Annotated in this window: 18 protein-coding genes and 3 pseudogenes; 15 read left to right on the top strand and 6 right to left on the bottom strand. The window is 41.5% G+C overall.

Going from position 1 to position 21,431, the window contains the following annotated elements; all coding sequences use genetic code 11:
• Positions 1-62: 62 nt before the first annotated feature.
• Positions 63-1,385: a diaminopimelate decarboxylase gene (lysA, locus tag DCC39_RS01540; protein WP_116553123.1), complete on the top strand. Its 1,323-nt coding sequence runs from the start codon at positions 63-65 to the stop codon at positions 1,383-1,385.
• A 397-nt stretch (positions 1,386-1,782) separates the two neighbouring features.
• Positions 1,783-3,966, top strand: a complete 2,184-nt coding sequence (locus tag DCC39_RS01535) for an anthranilate synthase component I (protein ID WP_116553122.1) — start codon at positions 1,783-1,785, stop codon at positions 3,964-3,966.
• A gap of 96 nt (positions 3,967-4,062) precedes the next feature.
• Here DCC39_RS01535 and purF read toward each other — a convergent pair whose 3' ends face one another.
• The 4 genes from purF to purS are packed head-to-tail and all read right to left on the bottom strand — an operon-like array spanning position 4,063 to position 8,667.
• The gene (gene purF / locus DCC39_RS01530; RefSeq protein WP_116553121.1) at positions 4,063-5,499 is read right to left on the bottom strand and encodes an amidophosphoribosyltransferase; all 1,437 of its coding nucleotides are present in this window, start codon (positions 5,497-5,499) and stop codon (positions 4,063-4,065) included.
• The gene (purL, locus tag DCC39_RS01525) at positions 5,484-7,730 is read right to left on the bottom strand and encodes a phosphoribosylformylglycinamidine synthase subunit PurL (protein WP_116553120.1); all 2,247 of its coding nucleotides are present in this window, start codon (positions 7,728-7,730) and stop codon (positions 5,484-5,486) included. Before purL ends, purF begins: the two co-directional genes overlap by 16 nt.
• Positions 7,705-8,403 (bottom strand): phosphoribosylformylglycinamidine synthase subunit PurQ, encoded by a 699-nt coding sequence (gene purQ, locus DCC39_RS01520; RefSeq protein ID WP_116553119.1) that lies wholly within the window; start codon positions 8,401-8,403, stop codon positions 7,705-7,707. Before purQ ends, purL begins: the two co-directional genes overlap by 26 nt.
• Before the next feature lie 24 nt (positions 8,404-8,427).
• On the bottom strand, positions 8,428-8,667 hold the full coding sequence (gene purS / locus DCC39_RS01515) for a phosphoribosylformylglycinamidine synthase subunit PurS (RefSeq protein WP_116553118.1): 240 nt from the start codon (positions 8,665-8,667) through the stop codon (positions 8,428-8,430).
• A 595-nt stretch (positions 8,668-9,262) separates the two neighbouring features.
• Here purS and DCC39_RS01510 point away from each other — a divergent pair.
• The 10 genes and pseudogenes from DCC39_RS01510 (at position 9,263) to DCC39_RS01460 (ending at position 16,591) form a co-directional block, all read left to right on the top strand.
• Positions 9,263-9,841 (top strand): bifunctional transcriptional activator/DNA repair enzyme AdaA, encoded by a 579-nt coding sequence (locus DCC39_RS01510; protein WP_338066527.1) that lies wholly within the window; start codon positions 9,263-9,265, stop codon positions 9,839-9,841.
• Positions 9,831-10,361: a methylated-DNA--[protein]-cysteine S-methyltransferase gene (locus DCC39_RS01505; protein ID WP_116553116.1), complete on the top strand. Its 531-nt coding sequence runs from the start codon at positions 9,831-9,833 to the stop codon at positions 10,359-10,361. The genes DCC39_RS01510 and DCC39_RS01505 overlap by 11 nt, the downstream gene beginning before the upstream one ends.
• A gap of 270 nt (positions 10,362-10,631) precedes the next feature.
• Positions 10,632-11,129 (top strand): RDD family protein, encoded by a 498-nt coding sequence (locus DCC39_RS01500; RefSeq protein WP_116553115.1) that lies wholly within the window; start codon positions 10,632-10,634, stop codon positions 11,127-11,129.
• 110 nt (positions 11,130-11,239) lie between these two features.
• Positions 11,240-11,347, top strand: a pseudogene (locus DCC39_RS01495) (DUF2200 family protein); the annotation flags it as partial.
• A gap of 324 nt (positions 11,348-11,671) precedes the next feature.
• Positions 11,672-12,007 (top strand): annotated as a pseudogene (locus tag DCC39_RS19330) (ATP-binding protein); the annotation flags it as partial.
• Positions 12,008-12,148: 141 nt separating this feature from the next.
• The gene (locus DCC39_RS01480; protein ID WP_116553114.1) at positions 12,149-13,075 is read left to right on the top strand and encodes an ABC transporter ATP-binding protein; all 927 of its coding nucleotides are present in this window, start codon (positions 12,149-12,151) and stop codon (positions 13,073-13,075) included.
• A complete protein-coding gene (locus DCC39_RS01475; RefSeq protein WP_116553113.1) occupies positions 13,072-14,007 on the top strand; it encodes an ABC transporter permease in 936 nt (311 codons plus the stop codon). Before DCC39_RS01480 ends, DCC39_RS01475 begins: the two co-directional genes overlap by 4 nt.
• Positions 14,008-14,063: 56 nt before the next feature.
• The gene (locus tag DCC39_RS01470; protein WP_116553112.1) at positions 14,064-14,774 is read left to right on the top strand and encodes a response regulator transcription factor; all 711 of its coding nucleotides are present in this window, start codon (positions 14,064-14,066) and stop codon (positions 14,772-14,774) included.
• Positions 14,771-15,865, top strand: coding sequence for a sensor histidine kinase (locus DCC39_RS01465; protein ID WP_116553111.1), 1,095 nt, complete (start codon positions 14,771-14,773; stop codon positions 15,863-15,865). Before DCC39_RS01470 ends, DCC39_RS01465 begins: the two co-directional genes overlap by 4 nt.
• Positions 15,866-16,426: 561 nt before the next feature.
• Entirely contained in the window at positions 16,427-16,591 is a 165-nt protein-coding gene (locus DCC39_RS01460; protein WP_116553262.1) for a helix-turn-helix domain-containing protein, read from the top strand.
• A 267-nt stretch (positions 16,592-16,858) separates the two neighbouring features.
• Here the strand turns inward: DCC39_RS01460 and DCC39_RS01455 are convergent, their stop codons facing one another.
• Positions 16,859-17,218, bottom strand: a complete 360-nt coding sequence (locus tag DCC39_RS01455) for a winged helix-turn-helix transcriptional regulator (protein WP_116553110.1) — start codon at positions 17,216-17,218, stop codon at positions 16,859-16,861.
• 231 nt (positions 17,219-17,449) lie between these two features.
• On the opposite strand from DCC39_RS01455, the gene DCC39_RS01450 reads away from it, so the two are divergent.
• Positions 17,450-18,172 carry an NADPH-dependent F420 reductase gene (locus DCC39_RS01450; RefSeq protein ID WP_116553109.1) on the top strand — a complete coding sequence of 241 codons (723 nt, stop codon included), beginning with the start codon at positions 17,450-17,452 and terminating at the stop codon, positions 18,170-18,172.
• 347 nt (positions 18,173-18,519) lie between these two features.
• Here DCC39_RS01450 and guaA read toward each other — a convergent pair whose 3' ends face one another.
• The gene (guaA, locus tag DCC39_RS01445) at positions 18,520-20,058 is read right to left on the bottom strand and encodes a glutamine-hydrolyzing GMP synthase (RefSeq protein WP_116553108.1); all 1,539 of its coding nucleotides are present in this window, start codon (positions 20,056-20,058) and stop codon (positions 18,520-18,522) included.
• A gap of 301 nt (positions 20,059-20,359) precedes the next feature.
• On the opposite strand from guaA, the pseudogene DCC39_RS01440 reads away from it, so the two are divergent.
• Positions 20,360-20,458 (top strand): annotated as a pseudogene (locus DCC39_RS01440) (pyridoxal 5'-phosphate synthase glutaminase subunit PdxT); the annotation flags it as partial.
• A gap of 116 nt (positions 20,459-20,574) precedes the next feature.
• Positions 20,575-21,363: a helix-turn-helix domain-containing protein gene (locus DCC39_RS01435; RefSeq protein WP_116553107.1), complete on the top strand. Its 789-nt coding sequence runs from the start codon at positions 20,575-20,577 to the stop codon at positions 21,361-21,363.
• Positions 21,364-21,431 lie beyond the last annotated feature (68 nt).

Here is a 21,431-nt window from a genome sequence, read left to right as displayed (position 1 = left end):
TTTTTATGGTAAATTAAAGCGACTAAAACTCGTATATGCAGTCATAGGAAGCGGGGAAAAACATGCAACTACACGGTACAAGCACGATTGATCATAATGGCCATCTTTCCATAGGTGGCGTGGACACCGTACAACTTGCCAAACGATATGGCACACCTTTATTTGTTTACGATGTAGCACTCATTCGCCAGAAGGCGAACGAATTTAAAAAGGCTTTCGACCAACATGGCATCGGTTATCAAATCGCTTATGCAAGTAAAGCATTTTCTTGCATTGCGATGATCCAGCTCGCCGAAGAAGAAGGCCTTAGTTTAGATGTCGTCTCGGGCGGTGAATTGCATACAGCACTTGTTGCCGGATTTCCGCCTGAACGCATTCATTTTCACGGAAACAATAAAAGTCTGGCCGAAATTGAAATGGGAATGAAAGCTGGTATAGGCTGCTTTGTTGTCGATAATTTTTATGAAATCAAACTACTCGAAGAAACGGCAAAAAAACACGGAAAAATAGTCCCTGTCCTTATTCGGACGACACCAGGCATTGAAGCCCACACCCATGATTATATATTGACAGGGCAAGAGGATTCAAAATTCGGATTTGATCTAAAAAGCGGACAAGCAGAAAAAGCGATAAATCAACTGCTTCATCACCCGAATTTTCGTTTGCTTGGCCTCCATTGCCACATCGGTTCGCAAATTTTTGAAACGACTGGTTTTATTATGGCAACGAAAAAATTGTTTGTTTTCATTGAAAGATTAAAAGCCCAGTTAGGTTATACACCTGATGTTTTGAATGTAGGCGGTGGGTTTGGCATTCGTTATACGGAAGAAGATAACCCCATCCCTTTGTCTCATTATGTAAATGACATTATTCATACAGTAAAAGAGGAAGTGCATCGAATAGGCTGTGAAATGCCTGAAATATGGATTGAACCGGGCCGCTCTCTAGTTGGGGATGCCGGAACAACGCTATATACGATTGGATCTGAAAAAACGATTCCGTCGATACGCCAATATTTAGCTGTTGACGGTGGAATGACGGATAATTTAAGGCCCGCATTGTATCAGGCAAAATATGAAGGAATCCTCGCAAACCGGGCGAACGAAAAAAACAGCAGCCTTTTCTCTATTGCGGGGAAAGCATGCGAATCGGGTGATATGCTCATTTGGGATCTTCCTTTGCCAGAACCAAACCATGGCGATTTATTGGCGGTTTTTAGTACAGGTGCATACGGGTATGCAATGAGCAACAATTATAATCGTATTCCGCGGCCGGCTGTTGTTTTCGTTGAAAATGGGGAATCCCAGCTCGTTATTAAAAGAGAAACTTACGAAGATTTGCTTTCTCACGACTTGCCTATTAAAAATGCACTCACAAATTCTTAAAGCGGTTGTTTTTCTCTATCTTGAAAGCAAATTTTAAAGAAATATAAGGGAAGGCTCAGCCTTCCCTTTACTTGTTTCCTAACTTCAAGAAAATGAAACTTGATCGGTACGGTCACAAACTTGATATGAGGGTACCTTTTTTGAAGAAGTTTGAATTTAAAACCGAAAAGAAGAGCGAAATTAAAAGACTATTGCTTAGATTGAAGCAGGGCCATATTTTGTATTGATAAAATCAAAACAATCGGTTAAGCTTAAAACAGTTGAGACGAGAACAGATTTGCCGAGTTTGAAAAGCTGAGACCAGTTGAGAGATGTATTTTTTGATTATTATTTTAATAAAATAATTATCTCCGCGGTTGCTCCTGTTCTCCTCTAAATATACAGGAGGTCAATTCACATGAGTATTTTGTCATCGTTTATTTCTTCTCCCCACCAACAAGTCTACATTACCAAAGGAAACATCAAGGTAACCCGCAATTTGGAACAAATTGATTTTTCAACGGCAAAGCAAGCTATTTTGGAAGAATTAGATTATAGAAAAGGTGCATTGTTTTCCAGCGGTTATGAATATCCCGGGCGTTATTCGCGTTGGGACATTGGTTTTAAGAACCCTATATTAGAACTGAAAGCGAATCGTAATCGTTTCTGTATTGTTTCCAATAATACCAGAGGAGACGTTTTATTAAAATCTATCTTCTCTAGTTTGAAGCAGACCGCCGACGTTGAAAATGTCAGGTATGATGAAAATGATGAAAACGGCATTTCTGGAAACATAAGCATCAATCTAGAGACTTTCAATGAAGATGAAAGAACGAAACAGTCTTCCATTTTTTCTGTCATCCGTGCAATTAAGGAGCTTTTTTATTCCCCTGACGATAGCTTTCTTGGTTTGTATGGCGCGTTCGGATATGATCTCGTATTTCAATTTGAACCTATGGAGCTAAAGCACAAAAGAGACAGCAGTGAATCGGATGCGATCCTTTATCTTCCCGACGAAATCATTATCGTTGATCATCATATGAATTCCGCTTATCAATTTTCTTATGAGTTTAGTTGCGATGGCGAGAAAACGAATGGATTGGAAAGAAGCGGAGAGTTTCGGCAGCCGAGGTTAAATGGGAAATTGCCTTCAGAATGTTATACCCAAGGCAGTTACGCAAATTTGGTACGTGAAGCAATTAAATCTTTCAAAGTAGGGGATTTATTTGAAGTTGTTCCATCTCATACGCTCTTTGAAACGTGCTCCAGTCTCCCATCAAAAGTATTTTCCCGGCTGCAGGACATCAATCCCAGTCCTTACGGGTTCATGATTAATTTAGGAGACGAATTTTTGATTGGCTCTTCCCCCGAAATGTACGTCAGAGTGGAGGGAAAAAGAGTAGAAACCTGTCCGATATCGGGTACGATAAAACGCGGGAAAAATGCGATTGAAGACTCAGATCGAATTAGAGATCTATTAAATTCAGCGAAAGATGAATCCGAGCTGACGATGTGTACCGATGTGGATCGCAACGATAAATCGCGTGTTTGCGAACCTGGTTCTGTTACTGTAATCGGACGGAGACAAATTGAATTATACTCCCACCTCATTCATACCGTCGATCACGTGGAGGGGGTTTTGCGCCCTGAATTTGACGCATTGGATGCGTTTATGTCTCACATGTGGGCAGTAACAGTCACAGGTGCACCTAAGCGCGCTGCTATTCAATGGATTGAACATCATGAAACTTCCCCTCGAAACTGGTACGGGGGAGCCGTGGGCTATTTCACCTTTAAAGGGGATTTGAATACTGGGTTGACGTTACGAACCATCAGAATTAAAGATGGTGTTGCACAAATCCGCGTTGGCGCTACACTGCTTTATGATTCTGTGCCGGATGAAGAAGAACAGGAGACTCTCACCAAAGCAGCGGCTCTTGTTCAAGCTGTGCGCGAATCCAATACGACGGAAAGGGTAAAACCCAAATCGATTGAATCCAATGTAGGACAGGGCAAAAATATTTTGCTTGTTGATCATGAAGATTCATTTGTCCATACGTTATCAAATTATATTAAGCAGACAGGGGCGAACGTCATTACCCTGCGCGCACCCTATGCACGAGAAGTTTTGAAAGAAAAAACGTTTGATATGGTTGTGCTGTCTCCGGGACCTGGACGACCATCGCAATTTGCATTAAATGAGACCATTGCGCTTTGTCTTGAGAAGCAAACACCTATTTTTGGCGTTTGTTTGGGACTGCAAGGAATTGTTGAGTATTTTGGGGGAACCTTGGGTATTTTAGATTACCCACAGCATGGCAAAATCTCTTTAGTAAAAACCAATGGGATAAGCCCAATTTGGGATGGATTGCCCCAAGAATTCCAAGTCGGGCGATACCATTCTTTATATGCGAAAGAACTGCCGAGTTGTTTGAATGTTATTGCAGCTTCAGAAGATGGGATTGCTGTGGGAATCGAGCATAAATCATTGCCAATTACCGCGGTACAATTTCATCCTGAATCCATTGCCACCATGCGCGAAGAAGTAGGTTTTAAATTAATAAAAAACACTATCTCTCAGCTCAACAGCATATGTTGCTGAGCTTATGGGACATAGTCCAATAGAGAGGGGAAGATAAAAACTAAAAACATTAACAAATCAATTAAGCCTCGGCATCCGTCCGCCAGAGGCTTTAACTTATTTTTTAGTTGGATACGAATTGTCGAAACAAGCTGTACAGCAGCCCCTGTTGACCCCCTGTGGCATGAAATTTATAGATTCGAGCATACCTGTTTTGCTTAGAAAATATAACGAGTCCGCATTTATCTTTCTGCACATTTCTTCAAGCGTAAGTGTCGCGGCAATCAGATCTTTTCGCTCCGGCGTGTCAATGCCGTAAAAGCACGGGTTTATAAAAGGCGGCGACGAAATGCGCACGTGCACCTCCGTAGCGCCTGCCTCGCGTAGAAGGTTAACGATCCGTAGCGACGTCGTACCACGTACGATGGAGTCGTCAATCAAGACGACTCGTTTGCCTTCCACAACTTTGCGGACCGCGCTAAGCTTCATTTTGACTCCTTGTTCTCGTAACTCTTGGCTAGGCTGGATAAAAGTCCGGCCGATATAACGGTTTTTAATCAGGCCAATCTCGTAAGGAATTCCGGTCTGTTCTGCAAACCCGATTGCCGCTGAGATCGACGAATCCGGCACGCCCGTAACGATATCGGCAGAAATAAACGATTCTTTTGCAAGTTTTTTGCCCATTCGCTTACGCGCCGAGTGAATGTTAATACCATTAATATCCGAATCTGGACGGGCAAAATACACATATTCCATCGCGCATATCGCATGGCGTGATGGCTTTGCGAAGCTGTCTTTGCACATAACGTTTTTGCGATCAAGCACAAGCAACTCGCCCGGCAGAACATCGCGTAAGTAGGTGGCGCCGACCACATCGAACGCACAAGTTTCCGATGCGAATAAGTACGCACTTCCTAGCTGTGCAATCGTAAACGGCCGAATGCCGTTCGGATCGCTTGCGGCGATCAGTTTGTCGTTTGTCAGTATGAGGAACGCAAATGCTCCGACGAGCTGGGACAGTGCGTCCTTGACAGCTTCAACAATATCATCGTGCTTAGAACGGGAAATCAGGTGGGCCAGCACCTCCGTGTCAGATGACGTTTGGAAGATGGAGCCAGATTTTTCAAGTCTTGATTTGATTTCCAAGGCGTTGACAATATTACCGTTTGTTGCAATCGCAAGGTCGCCTTCGCGGTATTTGAATATGAGCGGCTGCGCATTGGCCAGCTTGCTTTCGCCTGCCGTTGAATAACGCACATGCCCGATAGCACTATGACCAGTCAGATCGTGAAGGTTAGACTCGTTGAACACTTCCTTTACGAGACCCATACCGCGTGAATAATGAAATTCTCCTTGATTATTCGTGCAGATGCCAGCGCTTTCCTGTCCCCGGTGTTGAAGCGCATGCAACCCATAGTAGCAGAGCTGCGCAGCATCAGGATGGCCCCAGACACCGAACACGCCGCACTCCTCGCCAAGTTTATCGAAAATGGAGTTCTTCGCGTTCATGCCTTCGTTATAATAATCTCCTGACCAATTTACTTCATCTGACATGGAATTTCGTCCTTCCAAATAGCTTCTAGTGTCCGAACTTGTGACTCGATGACTCTCACACCGTTAACGGCGATGTTCAGCGTTTTGCCTTCTACTTTCCCGATCGTTTGTACCTTTAAATCACGTGACGCGATAAGCCTTAGTAGCTTATCGGCCTTATCCGGTGATGTGGAAAGTAGAATCCGCGACTGGCTCTCGCTAAACAATGCGAAGTCTGGGCGCAGGCCAATTTCCAAGTCGATCGATGCGCCGACTTCGCCGGACATGCACGATTCCGCTACTGCGACGGCCAGGCCGCCTTCCGACAAATCGTGCGCCGATTTGACAAGCCCTTCACGGATGGCGCTAAGGATAGCACTAAGCAACTTCTTCTCGAGTGCGAGATCTATCTGCGGCGGATGGCCTTCCGTCACGCCATGCACCGCGTATTGAAACTCGGACCCGCCAATCTCTGCCTTCGTTTCGCCAACAAGGACAATTACGTCACCCTCGTCTTTAAATCCTTGTGTTGTGATATAATCAATGTCTTGGATGAGGCCGACCATGCCGACGACCGGCGTCGGATAGATTGCGCCCTTCGGCGTTTCGTTATAGAGCGATACATTCCCACCGACAACAGGCGTTTCCAGAACTCGGCAAGCATCCGCCATGCCTTCAACTGCATGCTCCATTTGCCAAAAAATTTCCGGTTTTTCCGGGTTTCCGAAGTTCAGGTTATCCGTAATTGCCAACGGCTCAGCGCCGGAACAAACGATATTGCGCGCAGCTTCCGCAACGGCAATTCGTCCGCCAACTTCTGGATCGAGGTACACAAAACGTCCGTTGCAATCTGTCGTCATCGCCAGCGCTTTTTTCGTGCCGCGAATGGCCACGACAGCGGCGTCGGAGCCAGGAGGAACCGCGGTGGACGTATTAACCATATAGTCATATTGATTGTAAACCCACTCTTTATTTGCCACAGTCGGGGATGCCAGCACTTTGGCCAATGCGCCATTCAAATCCTTTACTTCCTCATAACGCAGTGTATCGACGGAAGCATTCGTTTCGTAATAGGCTGGTACTTTCGATGGCTTATTATAGATCGGACACTCGTCTACGAGCGCCGTAATCGGCATGTCGCCGACTATTTCACCATTATGGAAAAGTTTCAATCGACCGTCGTCCGTCACTTTTCCAACCTTTTTGCAAATCACACCCCAACGTTCGAATATTTCCATCGCCTGCGCTTCATCCTTTTGATTGATAACGAACAGCATCCGTTCCTGCGATTCAGAGAGCATCATTTCGTATGGCGTCATGCCCGTTTCGCGTTGCGGTACTTCGTCGAGGTATAACTCCATGCCATTGCCTGCTTTGGAAGCCATTTCGGCCGAGGAGCAAGTAAGACCGGCTGCGCCCATATCTTGAATGCCGAGCACAATGCCGGTGTCGATCAGCTCGAGGCACGCTTCCATAACGAGCTTCTCCATAAAAGGATCGCCAACCTGCACGGCCGGACGCTTCGCTTCGGACGACTCCGTCAATTCTTCAGACGCAAAAGTCGCGCCGTGAATCCCGTCTCTGCCCGTCGCCGGACCGACGTAGTAAACGGGGTTTCCGACGCCCTTGGCGACACCGCGCTGGATTTTATCATGTTCGATGACGCCGACGCACATTACGTTGACGAGAGGATTGCCTTCATAGCTTTCATCGAACATCACTTCTCCGCCGATTGTCGGGATGCCGATGCAGTTGCCGTAGTCGGCAATACCGGAAATGACGTGTTCAAATAAATATTTTGCGCGACTATTCGTTAATGTACCGAATCTAAGAGAGTTAAGCAGCGCCACCGGACGTGCGCCCATCGAGAAAATGTCCCGAACAATGCCTCCGACACCCGTTGCTGCGCCCTCGTATGGTTCAATGGCAGAAGGGTGGTTATGGGATTCGATTTTGAAGGCAGCTGCTAGTCCATCGCCAATATCAACGATGCCAGCGCCTTCACCCGGTCCCATAAGCACTTTCGCTCCGCTGGTTGGGAACCGTTTTAACAGGTTCTTGGAGTTTTTATAGGCACAATGCTCGGACCACATAACAGAGAAAATGCCGGTTTCTACGTAATTCGGCTTGCGCCCGAGAAAACAACAAATTTTCTCGTACTCGTCGTCCGAAACGCCCATCTGTTTATAAATTTTCTGTTCCGCAATTTGGTCTGCAGTCGGTTCTTTATCGGACAACTGTTGCTTCCCCATGTTTTTCCCTCCATGTGTTTAAAATCGAATAGAACATTCTTCTGCCGTCACTTGAGCCGAGCAATTCATGCACTGCTCTCTCTGGATGCGGCATCATACCTATGACGTTGCCTCGCTTGTTGCTCACACCCGCGATATCGTCGGTCGATCCGTTCGGATTAGCTCCTTTTTTGTAGCGAAAAATAATTTGATTATTTGCCTGCATCTCTTCGAGCGTTGCATCATCTACATAATAATTGCCTTCGCCGTGCGCGATCGGAATGGTGATTTCCTCGTTCTGAGAGTAAGCCGTTGTAAACGGGGTGTTGTTGTTTTCGACGATCAATGCCGTTTGGTGGCAGCGAAACTTTAACGTATTGTTGCGCAGCAGAGCCCCGGGCAGCAAACCGGCTTCGGTCAAAATTTGGAAGCCGTTGCAGACGCCGAGTACATAAGTGCCTCTCTCGACAGCTTCAACGAGCGCTTTCATGACTGGCGAAAAACGCGCAATTGCTCCACAGCGCAAGTAGTCGCCAAATGAGAATCCACCTGGCACCAATATGCAATCATATGCGGATAAATCCGTCGCCGTATGCCAGATGTAGTCAGCCGGTTGCTGGATGCTGTCTCTCACAGCATTGTACATGTCTTTATCGCAATTCGATCCTGGAAAGACAAGAACGGCAAATTTCATGGATCATACCTCCTTATAAATTGATTAAGCCAATTCGTATCTGTAGTCCTCGATAACAGTGTTAGCAAGCAATAATTCGCACATCTCTTTAATTCGAATTTCGGCTGCAGCACGGTCATTCGTGTCTAGATCCAGTTCCAAGTATTTGCCAATGCGTACCTTGCTGACTTCATCGAAACCCAGCGAATGAAGTGCACCTTGAACAGCGCTCCCTTTCGGGTCAAGCACGTTCTCTTTAATTGTGACATATACAGTAGCTTTCATATGAAAATTAACCTCCTAATTTTTTGGGATAGGCAGTATAGGCGAGGCCGTTAATCAGAATCTATTTATATAAAGCCAAAGCAGGCATATCCGGGTTATATCGCTCAAGGGTGACACTATCCTTTATTGTTCGATTTAAAGAACAATAAAAGTCCAGAAAAAGAGCCTAAACGGCCATTTTCCGAACTTGGTCAAGAAATGTGGATACCTCGGTTCTGCGTCATCCCGAATCTCCTATAATACGGTTTTCCGAATTTATGACGGCAGCACTTGAAAGCCGCGCAGCCTGGAATTTTGATGGTTTCCGGGTAGATTCTTTAGGCCATATCCTGATAGCATACGAGATTTTTTATTCATTTATTCTAACAATATCTGCAGTAAGTTTAACAGTTAGGAGTGAAAGCTGTCAATTAAAAAACGAACATTTTAAAGATAATGTATTACTAATGTTTGCCTTTAAAACACTTTGAGTAAATTTCATACTCTTACTTTAGGGTGGAATCGTTTTTTGTGGAAGTTTTCATATCTTGCTATTTAAGCTGGTATATGTTTTTTTTATCTGTAATCAATGTACAATTTAACTAGAGGTGATGGCATGATGATGACAAAACCAACAGAAGAACAAAAAAAGGCGATTATCGAAAATGATAAGCGTCATGATAATCAATTCTTTTATGCAGTAAAAACAACGAAAATATTTTGTAGGCCTTCTTGTAAATCAAGGGTACCAAATTTTGATAATGTCACTATTTTCAGGCACGCGGAAGATGCATTAGAAGCAGGATATAGACCATGTAAAAGGTGTAAATCAGGTGGTAGTCGTTTACCCGATGAGGAATGGATAGCACATGTTGAAATGTATATAAAAGAGAATTATCAAAAGCCTTTAACCTTAGATTATATAGCAGATCATTGTCATGGCAGTTCCTATCATCTGCATCGTGTTTTTAAAAGTATAAAAGGAATCACTCCGTTGGAATATTTACAACAGACTAGGATGAACAAGGCGAAAGAATATTTAGTTCAAACCGACCTGCCTATAAAAGAAATTGGTGGATTAGTTGGGATTCCTAATGCTACACGATTTTCAACTTTATTTAAAGAGAATAATAATCAGACTCCCAGTCATTACAGAAAAAATAATAAAAAGAAGGTGCTTAAAGATGAAAAATGAACAAAATCAATCCGTTTATTATGGAAAAATAAATCACAAAGGTTGGCCAATTTTTATTGCAGCAACTGATAAAGGTTTATGCTTTGTTGGTTCTTTAAATGATGGAATAGACGAGTTGAAAAATTGGGTAGATAAAAACAGATCTAACGCAATGCTTGTAGAAAATAAAGAGAACATTAGTCCATACGTTTACCAACTGGAGGAATATTTCGATGGGAAAAGAAAATCCTTTGATGTTCCTCTCGACTTGAAAGGTACACTTTTTCAAGAATCTGTATGGAAGGCATTGCAAAATATCCCCTATGGAGAAACCGTTTCTTACGCTGATGTTGCTGATAAAATTGGCAATCCGAAAGCTGTACGGGCGGTTGGTGCGGCTAATGGAGCTAATCCGGTAATGATTGTTGTTCCATGCCATCGAGTCGTTGCTAAAAGTGGCCAATTAACGGGATTTCGTGGTGGCTTAGAGATGAAAAAAGCGTTGCTTGCACTTGAAAAGTCGAATAAGATGGGGGATTAGAACAAGGTGAGAACTTGGAAAGAAGACAAGTCAGCAGATTTTGATTGAAGTACCAGAGGTTTTTGATTTTAAGATTAATCTGGATTATTTGCAAAGAGAACCAAATGAATGCATGTAATGAAATGAAAGACAAGGGCATTTATCTTTTCTGTTTGCTATATTGCTGTTTTCAGGGATTGTCCTACTCCCTGTTATAGATGGGAAAATAATTAGAACCTATGTATGTACAACTGATATAATGAATTAAATTGGAATATACAGAGGTGTTACATGAACAATATCCCTATTAAAAATAGACTAATAGAATTGCTTGTTGATTATTTAATAATAATTGCATACTTGGTTATGTTATTAATTGTTAACTTGGGGATCAATTTTTTAATTTTTAAGGGAATTCCAGAATATACAGAAATACAAGCTCAACTAATAGCAACACTAACATCCGTGATACCAATCATCCTTATTTTTTCATACTTAGACTATTTCAAAAAAGGGTCTATTGGAAAAAGAGTATCTGGATTGAAATTGACTTACACAAATCACAGATTTAGCTCAAGTTTATTAAGAAATATTATAAAGTTTATGCCGTGGCAATTAGGACATGTAGGTGTTATCCATGGAGTATATAGTGATTTTGATCTGACTGCAATCATTATCGCAAATAGTGGAACCTTCCTTGGATTAGTCCTGTTGTTCATGGGATTATTTAGAAAAGATAAACGTCATTTAGGTGATTTAATAGCAGGTACAAAAGTAAAATTACAATGACGGATTCCAATTTATCTTATTAAAATCAATTATTTCTAGGGCATTCGGATTATCGATAGAAAATACTATAGCTAATTGTAGTGTATGACAGGCCATTTAATTAAATAAGAAGAGTGGAAGACATTGAAGAACCAACTATGCAGGAAATTCGCTATTTGGATAAGCTGATCGATGAGTTAGCAAAGGGAAAAGCGATGGAGAAGATTTTGTGGAAATAATAATTAAAATTCCTATTATCCGTAATTAAAATAATAGGTGCGTAAGTTTAGTTTATAACGGGAGAACAAATACAGATACTTCCACATCATTTCCCGAATACCTATTTGCTATTAAGCAGCAGACGAAAAATCTGCTGTTTTTTATGTTTATTTTTCGGAAAAAGGATTTAATGGTTTATGAGCCAAAAAAACTTTGAAGGCAAAAAGCCATATGGCTTTCTAAATCCGTATTGACCTATCTGTTCCGATCAAAAGTAACGTATACAGGAAAACCTGTGAAAAAAAACAGACATTAAATGAAAGCTTACCGCCGTTTGGAGTGAGATCTATGTTTTTCCGATTAAATATCTAGAAAAAAATCTCGTCTTTAACCATGATGGGGAATGTCTTGCCTCTTATGAACTGCTTCCTTACAATTATTCTTTTCTATCTCCAGAAGAAAAAAACAGGTACGTGATCATTTTCTTCAATTGATCTCTCAAAATCAAGACGGGAAAATCCATTCCTTACAAATTAGTACAGATAGTGGTATTCGTTTGTTCATGAGCGCAGTAAGGAGTTAGTCACTGAAGATTACAGGACATTGCTTATGAGCGAATCGATGACCAAACCGAAGCCTTAGTATCCATGATTGGAGAACATCAAGTAGACTACCGTTTCACTTGCTTGAAATGTATCTTTTTATGTCTGTAAATTTGAGGCGTGTTTGTTTTCCGTTTACCGTCTGTTTACTTTGTAATTTTATAATCATCTTGAAAATACCGATAAGGTAATTTTAATGATGATAGGAAGGAAGCAGATATGAATAAAATGCCAGTTGTTCAACTGAAAAATGCAACAAAAAGAATTAGAGGGAAAAATATTGTTGATAATCTTACTTTTGATGTTCTTGCCGGAGAGGTATTCGGCTTTTTAGGCCCTAATGGTGCAGGAAAAACAACCACTATCCGTATGATGGTAGGACTGATAAAACTTAGTCAAGGCGATATTATGATTAAGGGCCACAGCATCAAAAAAGACTTTAATAAGGCAATCCAAAATGTAGGAGCTATTGTTGAGAATCCTGATCTGTACAAGTATTTGACAGGGTATCAGAATTTGAAGCATTATGCCCGAATGCTTCCCAGCGTTTCCAAATCCCGCATTGATGAAATTGTAGAGACTGTGGGACTAAAGGAAACGATTCACGATAAAGTCAAAACCTATTCCCTTGGAATGCGTCAACGGTTAGGCATTGCGCAAGCTCTTTTACATCGTCCTTCGCTTCTGATTTTGGATGAACCGACGAACGGTCTTGACCCTGCGGGGATTCGCGAATTGCGTGATTATCTGAAAAAGCTTTCTCACGAGGAGGGCGTTGCCGTTTTTGTTTCAAGTCATTTGCTTTCCGAAATGGAATTGATGTGTGATTGGGTGGGTGTTCTGCAAAATGGAAAGCTGGTCAGCATTCAAAGTATACAGGATTTTGTCCATAATAGCGGGGGTTCTCGCATATGTGTCACCGTGGAACCAGTTCAAATGGAACAGGCGAAAAGATTGATCGCTGCTTTGGGCAAAACAGCTTCACCGACAGGAGATCAGGGGAAATTGTTGATTCAAATGAATAAAGACCAAATCCCAACAGTTAACAAGCTCTTAATGGATGCGGGCATTCAGGTATATAGCATCCAAATGCAGGAACAGACTTTGGAAGATAAATTTTTGGAGATAACGGAGGACAAGAAGTGAGGGGATTAGTTGTCAACGAAAGTATGAAAATATATAACCGAAAACTTACATGGATTCTGCTATTGCTGTTGGTTGCCATCGTCATAGGTGCGTCTGTCCTTGGCAAAATTAACAATACGGATTCGCAGGATTGGCGAACTGAAACGACACAATTTGTTCAACAGTATGAAGAACGCTTAAAAATCTCGGAACTATCTCCTATGTTGCGAGCCGATGCTGAAAACAAGTTGAAGATAGCAGAATATCGATTGGAAAACAACATACCCGCTCCCTCCAATAATCCGTGGTCAGCTCTATTGACTTTCTCTGGCTTGGTGGAAATGGTCATGGTTTTTGCCATTGTCATTGCAGCGGACATGGTCGCCGGAGAATACACGGCCGGAACGATGAAGCTTTTACTGATTCGCCCCCACAGCCGCACGAAAATCCTGTTTTCAAAGTATATCGCTGTGTCTCTGTTCGCCGTGGTTATGTTGGCGCTATTGGTTGCATGTGGATATGCGACGAACGCTTTGCTTTATGGAGTGGGTGGTACTCATACTACTGATTTATTCTTGAATCAACAGGGGCAAATTGTTCAGCAGAATGTCATGATGCAGGTAATAAAGATGTACGGTTTGAGCATTTTCCCAGTTATAGGCTATGTAACCCTTGCTTTTGCTATATCGACAGTTTTGCGCAATAGCGCCCTTGCGGTTGGAATATCACTGTTTATTATGATAGCGGGCAATTCCATGATTGAAGCTACGGCTAAAATGGAATGGTTAAAATACCTTCCCTTCGCCAACAGTGACATCAGCTTGTATATTTTTCACCTTCCGGCCAGACCTGAAATGACGTTGGGCTTTTCAATTTCCGTATTGCTTGTATACATCTTCACACTGATACTCATAAGTTGGACGGTTTTCAAAAGGCGTGATGTGTCTATATAATGTTTATTCTGTAAGGTTTAGTAGAAATTATCATAATAAGAAAGGAGAAAGGGAGGATGCGCCTACAAAAAATACTTATTGTTGATGATGAACCTGGCATTGTAAAGATGTTGGAAACCATTCTTCGCAAAGAAGGGTATACTTCTATCGGTTCCGCTTTCACAGGTCAGGAAGCAATGGAAAAAATCATCCGAAATTCGTATGATTTAATCGTACTGGATGTCATGCTACCCGATACGGACGGATTTCAATTGTGCCAGGAAATTCGTAAGCATACTTCTGTTCCCATATTATTTCTTACTGCCCGTTCAGGAGATTTAGATAAGTTGACCGGTCTTGGAATTGGAGGAGATGATTATATTACAAAGCCCTTTAATCCCTTAGAGGTTGCCGCCCGTATCAATGTTCAATTTCGAAGACAGGAACAATATCAAAATGCTTTGCAGACAACGGAGGTTTATCATTTTGGCTCCGTTGTTATTGACAAAAAGGCTGGGCAATTGTGGGTAGACGGGAAAGAAGTACCTTGTCCGGCTAAAGAATTTGAACTTTTGCTTTTCTTAGCCGACCATCCAAATCAGGTATTTACCGCAGGCCAGTTATACGAGCATGTATGGGGATATGACAGCATCGGTGATGAAAAAACGGTCGCCATTCACATCATGCGTCTACGTAAAAAAATAGAGAAAGATGTAAAAAACCCTTCGCTCATTGTCAATCTAAGGGGAATCGGTTACAAGTTTGTTCCGCCTGGAGAGTCGATATGAAAATAAACATTACAAACGGTAAGTTGATTGTGCGTTTTACTTTAAATTTTATGCTACATCAAATATTACTGTTCTTAGCCGTTTCACTGCCAGCGGTTTTCTATATTGTTGTGCTCAAGCAGCCCGAAAAACTCTTTATCGTTAATCTTACAACCGGGGCAATTATTGCTGTTTACTTTCTGTATTGCCTGTTTTATGGATATTATGTTGCGTGGCCAATGGCTGATATTTTGGTGAAAATCAAAAAGTTATCAAGCGGTGAGTTTCTTACTCTTGCCAAGAAAAAGCGTTTTCCTTCTTTTTCCACCCGCCTTTACCGGGAAGTTTATGCGAATCTTGAATCACTTTCTGTGACTCTCCAAGAAAATGAGCGGAAACGGAGGGAGTTTGAGCAATTGGGGCAGGAATGGGCAGCAGGTGTCACCCATGACTTAAAGACTCCTTTATCTTATATCTCCGGGTATACGGACATGCTTTTGTCGGATGAACATAAATGGAGCGTAGACGAAAAGAGAGAATTTCTGCAACTTATCCGAGATAAGTCCGCTCATATGAAGGAACTTATCAATGACCTTGGAATTGCCTTTCGAATGGATCAGGCCATTGGCATCAAGTTCTCCTCTCAAAAAATAGAGTTGGTGGAGCTAATTCGCAGAGTGGTTGCAGAAGCAGCAAATATGCCTTCTGAAAAGGACAACCGCTTTGAAATACTTGGAGAGGAAGAACCTCTTCATGTAATGGGTGATATGGGGTTATTGAAAAGAGCCTTTTCAAACCTGTTGATAAATGCGGTTGTTCATAATCCAGCGGGTACATCAATTGTAGTGCGCATAAAAAGTAATTCTTATGCAGAAGTTCAGATAACGGACAATGGAAAAGGAATGGATGAGCAGAGCGTTTCTCATCTATTTGATCGATATTATAGAGGGACTTCGACAGATACTCCCACAGGCGGGACGGGACTTGGCATGGCGATTGTCAAGCAGATTGTTACCGCACATCAGGGGACGGTTGACGTAAAAAGCAAGTTAGGGCAAGGGACATCTATTATCGTTCGGTTACCACATTGGGGAAATTTGGAAATAAGTTGACCTTATGGCCAACCTATTTAAGGAGGCGCTTCAATATCTTAGGCAGCGTTTATCAACAATCTAAAAGCCGTTGTTTTAGTTGTCTATTCTGTGACAGATTAAGTAACGGCGGTTTGATATGGCCGCCGTTACTTTTCAAAAATCAGGATTTCGGAGAGTGTATTAAGTGCGCCCTTTTTTAGGACAAGGCGGTATGAAGGAGGATACTGTCGTGTTTATTTGCTTTTTTTCTGATTTGATACTATGCTACATATTAAAAAAGGTCTTGAAGTTCTTCTATGGGATGTTACAGCTATGAACCTACCTACACAAATTACATAATATGATATATAAAATCTTATGCCCGGCTAGCTTATGTTCAGTTGGGCTTTTTTGTCTAATAAGATTTTTTTCAAAAAAAACTGCTCCTATTTTCGGCATTTTAGAAAAATGCTTGTTGAGGGTTATGAAAGGGGAAATCAACACTCGCCTTAGCAGTTGCGAAGGGAGCTGAATGCATGGAACCTGCTCGTACCCAGTGGCAAGTGCGCTGCGTTTTTAATAGTTTCTTGCAAAGAAGCTATGAAAATCGTTGGACAGCATTATGGAAGCTACATGGCAAGCCTATCCATGCGCAAGCTCCGTGAAGAGCGTGGGAACACCTATTGGGGCATGGATGATGACACACGTGATCGCTTACGTTCAAAGCTTATGCCGTCTGTTTTGTCATATCAAAGTGTGCCATGAGCAATTAAAAAGCCCTAAAAACCTGTGTTACCAAGGCTTTTAGGGCGCCAGTTACTACTCCCAAACTCTTGTTAAAAACGTTAAATACTACTTCATCATGATATACTGTAGATAAGGCAGTTATAATGGAATAAGATTGAACTTCTATTAGCTAGTTACTGAAAGAAGAAAAGTGCGTTTCCGTTGTTTCAGAAACGTCCCCGTTAATTTAAGTACAACACGTCACAAAATAGGCCCAAATAATAAAAAAATATCATTTTATTTATTTTACTCAGGTTTCTCTCCGAATTTTTTGCCGAAATTCTCAATCATATCAAGTATTGGGATAAATTCACACCCTTTAGTTGTTAATGAATATTCAACACGTGGAGGTACCTCAGGAAAAACCTCTCGTTTAATTAATCCATCTGTTTCTAATTCTCTCAACTGTTTTGTAAGAGAACCTTGTGAAATGTCCCATAAAAAGGCTTTAATTTCGCTATAACGACGTTCTTTTGTTTTTAAAAACCAAAGAATAAGATACTTCCAGCGTCCTGAAAGCATATTTTGGGTATACGCAATACCATAAACGTCTCTTTGCTCCTTAATAAACTCTTTTTCAAATCCATCCTTACATATTCTAGCCATACTTACATCCCTTTTCTTCTATAAAGTACAAAAAAGTGTACTATGTCATTTTTTATTGCCTACTTTAAAAATAAAAGTAATGGGTTCATTATATTATATATAATCAAAACACTCAATTACCTTTTTGCTTTTAAAAAAAGAAGGTAGACAATTTCTTGTTGAGACTATTGGAAAATTTCATAGCTGATATTGAATCATAATTAAACAAAATTATATTTAGGAGGAACAATAATGAGATTTGGAGTTATAGGTGCAGGACCAATAGGGACAACTATTTCCAAAAAATTAGTTGAAAATGGACATGATGTTAAAATTGCGGATGCCCGAGAAATTGAGCGTTTAGAAGGAAAAGAGATTGCTGGAATACCTGTGAGTGTAGAGGATGTAATAACTAATATTAATGTTCTTATAATATCTATCCCTCTTCATGTAATACCAAGCATTCGCAACATTGTAGATAAAGCTGGAGAAGAAGTAATCGTTGTAGACACTTCAAATTATTATCCTTTTAGAGACAATAAAATTGAAGAAATTGAAAACGGAATGGTTGAAAGCGTTTGGGTTTCAAATCAATTAGGTAGACCTATTATTAAAGCCTTCAGCAATCTATTAGCTTATACTTTAGAAAATAAAGGAACCCCCGAAGGGACTAGTGGTCGCATTGCCATGGCAATTGCAGGTAATGACCTATCGCAAAAGCAAATAATCATAAACCTAGTAAATGAGCTGGGCTTCGATGCAGTGGATAGTGGCTCTTTAACTGATTCCTGGAGACAACAGCCAGGAACTCCTGCATACTGCACAGAACTGACAAAAGAAGAACTAACGGAAGCATTGAAAAAGGCAGATAAAGAAAAAGCCCCATTCCTACGGGATAAGGCAATGGAGCAGTTTTCAGATGGTATTTCACATAAAGATATTGTGAATATAAACAGAGAAACATATAATTCATAATTTAGGAAACCTATACTGAGGATAAAACGGTACCCCTTTTTTTTATAAACGGTACAACTTTATTTCAACTACACATTAAACAACTTTATTATGAATTAAACGACTTTTTTTACTCAACAATTAAAATATCCCCACAAAGTGAGGCCTTGGCTTCGATGCTTACTCAGACTTTGCGGGGAGCCCCGATAAACTTATACTTTCTAATATGTTAAACAAAATTCCCTACCAAATTTTATTTTTGGTAGGGTTTTTGGTAGGGAACCATATTATTTTTAATCAATTTGTACATTTAAGGCTAGGTTAAACACTGTCAGATAGGCGTTCTCTCTTCAAATCAAGTTAGCCTTTTATTCCCACTCAATCGTCGCCGGCGGTTTCGATGTAATATCGTATACGATACGGTTAACATTTTCCACTTCATTGACGATTCTCACAGATACTTTTTCCAACACTTCCCATGGCATACGGGCCCAATCAGCTGTCATGCCGTCGATGGACGTCACTGCGCGAATGGCGATAGTATGTGAGTATGTCCGTTCATCGCCCATAACGCCAACACTCTTTATGTTCGGCATTACGGTGAAATATTGCCAAATTTCACGTTCAAGTCCCGCGGATGCGATCTCTTCTCGCAATATCGCATCCGACTCCCTTATGATATGGAGCTTCTCTTCCGATACTTCGCCAAGAATGCGGATCGCTAGTCCCGGTCCCGGGAAAGGCTGCCTCCATACGATGGCAGGGGGCAAACCGCATTCTTCACCGACTTTGCGAACCTCATCCTTAAATAATGTCTTTAACGGCTCAACTAGCTCAAAGTTGATATCTTTTGGCAAGCCGCCGACATTATGATGTGACTTAATCGTCTGTGTTGTCGCTGTGCCACTCTCAACAATATCTGTATATAGTGTGCCTTGAGCCAAAAAATCGAATTGGCCGAGTTTTGCGGACTCTTCTTGGAAACAGTAGATAAATTCGTTTCCGATAATTTTCCGCTTCAACTCTGGGTCGGGCACGCCTTTCAGCTTGCTTAAAAAGCGGTCGCGGGCATCGATTTTGACAACCTTCATTCCAAGTTTGCCGACGAACGTTTCCATAACGTTTTCAGACTCGTCCTTGCGTAATAATCCGTGATCGATAAACATGCAAGTAAGTTGATCACCTATTGCTTTGTGAACAAGTGTCGCCACTACGGATGAATCGACGCCTCCACTGAGTGCGCAAAGAACTTTACGGCGGCCTATTTGCTCTCGAATTTTACGTACCGTATTTTCGATAAACGTCTCCATATTCCAATTTCCTGAACAGCCACACACGTTATAAATAAAGTTACCAATCATTTCATTTCCGTGAACCGTATGCCGAACCTCCGGATGAAATTGTACAGCGTAAAAGTTTTTCTCAGGATTGCTCATCGCTGCGACAGGCGTGTGCTCAGTGCTTGCATCAACAACGAACCCATCTGGTAACTCCGCAACATAATCGCCGTGGCTCATCCACACAACTTGCTTACGATCCAGGTCTTTCACAAGCTTTGCGCTACTTATGAATTCAATTTCTGACTTGCCATACTCGCGCTTGCTGGCTTTCTCGACTTTACCCTGCAATTGATGAGACATCAACTGCATACCATAGCAAATCCCCAAAATCGGCAGACCTAAATCATATATGTCTTGATCCAAATAAGGGGCATCTTCGCTGTATACAGATGCCGGGCCGCCTGAAAACACGATGCCGCGAGGTTTTAATTCGCGGATTCTTTCAACTGGTGTATTAAATGGCAGCAATTCACTGTACACGCCTAAATCGCGAATACGCCTCGCTATCAATTGGTTGTATTGTCCCCCAAAATCGAGAACGACGATTAGTTCATCCGGCTTTGACATTGTTAATCCCCTTTGTATATGATGTTTAAGCCTATCTATCAGGCCATTACTAGATTCATTTTGCACCTGCAAATTAAATCTTTTTTTCCCTAAAAGCACTTTTAGTGTTTTATATCATACAGTAAAAAACTGCTTTAATACAAGTTTTTTTACTGGCTTCATGTCTTAATGTGTGCATAAGCTAGTAGATAGGTCCTTTTGTAATTCTTGTGGGGATGAAGAAAAACCCCCACTCATGGAAGCCGCCTGATTCAAAGGTTGTATATTTTTAAAGCTTTCGGTAAAATAACTCATCAGAAACTCTGTTGCAAAAAAGCCGCTTTTCGGAACCTGTGCCGGACTTATCGTATTGGCAGAACGGATTAAAGGCCAAGAGACTGCACATTTGCAATTAATGGAATGTAAAGAATATAAGCTAAGACAAAGGTTTTTCGTCGGTTGTATCGGGTAATACTATCAGCTGCTTGGAGGTTGAAGTTCTGCCGTATCACTAACATACAAGAAAGGAGTACCGCCATGCTTCATCTTTCTCCTGACCTATATGAATTGAAACCGGGATTTGCTACGATTCATTGTGAACCGGGCTGGCAATGGCGAAAGCGTGATTTTCCTATGCCCGATTATGATTTATTTTATGTGTGGGGCGGGGAGGGAGTCTTGACACTAAACGGCAAACAATTTAATCTACAACCCCAAAGCTGCTTTCTATTTAGGCCAGGAGATGAAACAACCGCCACGCATAACCCACAGAAGCCACTGACGCTAACTTACATTCATTTTGACGTAAATGGATCCGTTAAATTAATTCCACAGCCACATCGAATCGTTAAGGATTTTATCAGCTTCGAATCGTTGCTCACCCGCTATGTTCGCCTGTTCCTTATTAATACATTTGGAGCAGAGATTGAAGCTAAACTTGTCCTGAAGCAATTGATGATCCATTTATTGCGGGAGGAACAAGAGAAAGAAGTAAAAACGGCTAATGTTAGCTTTAATCTGATTGAAACGATTGAAGAAATAGCTAATTTTGTTCAACAACACCCTGGACAGCAGCATACCGTAGAAAGTTTGGCTGCACGCGCCAACTTGTCTCCTAAATATTTTTCTCAAAAGTTTAAAGAAATTATTGGACAGACCGTTCGAACATATATTGTCCATTCAAGAATTAAACGAGCGGAGCATTTGCTTCATTTTGCTGGAATGACTGTGACGGAAGCCGCTGAAGCCCTTGGTTATAATGATTTACATTTCTTTAGCAGACAATTTAAACAATACACAGGAAAAAATCCTTCAGAAGTCCGCTAATTTGCATCCTTGCCATACTGGCAACTCAGTGCAAATCCCAAATGCAAGATTTCTGAACGTATCAAGAA

The organism is Pueribacillus theae (assembly GCF_003097615.1).
GTDB classification, from domain to species: domain Bacteria; phylum Bacillota; class Bacilli; order Bacillales; family UBA6769; genus Pueribacillus; species Pueribacillus theae.
This window is presented reverse-complemented; position numbering and strand designations above follow the sequence as displayed.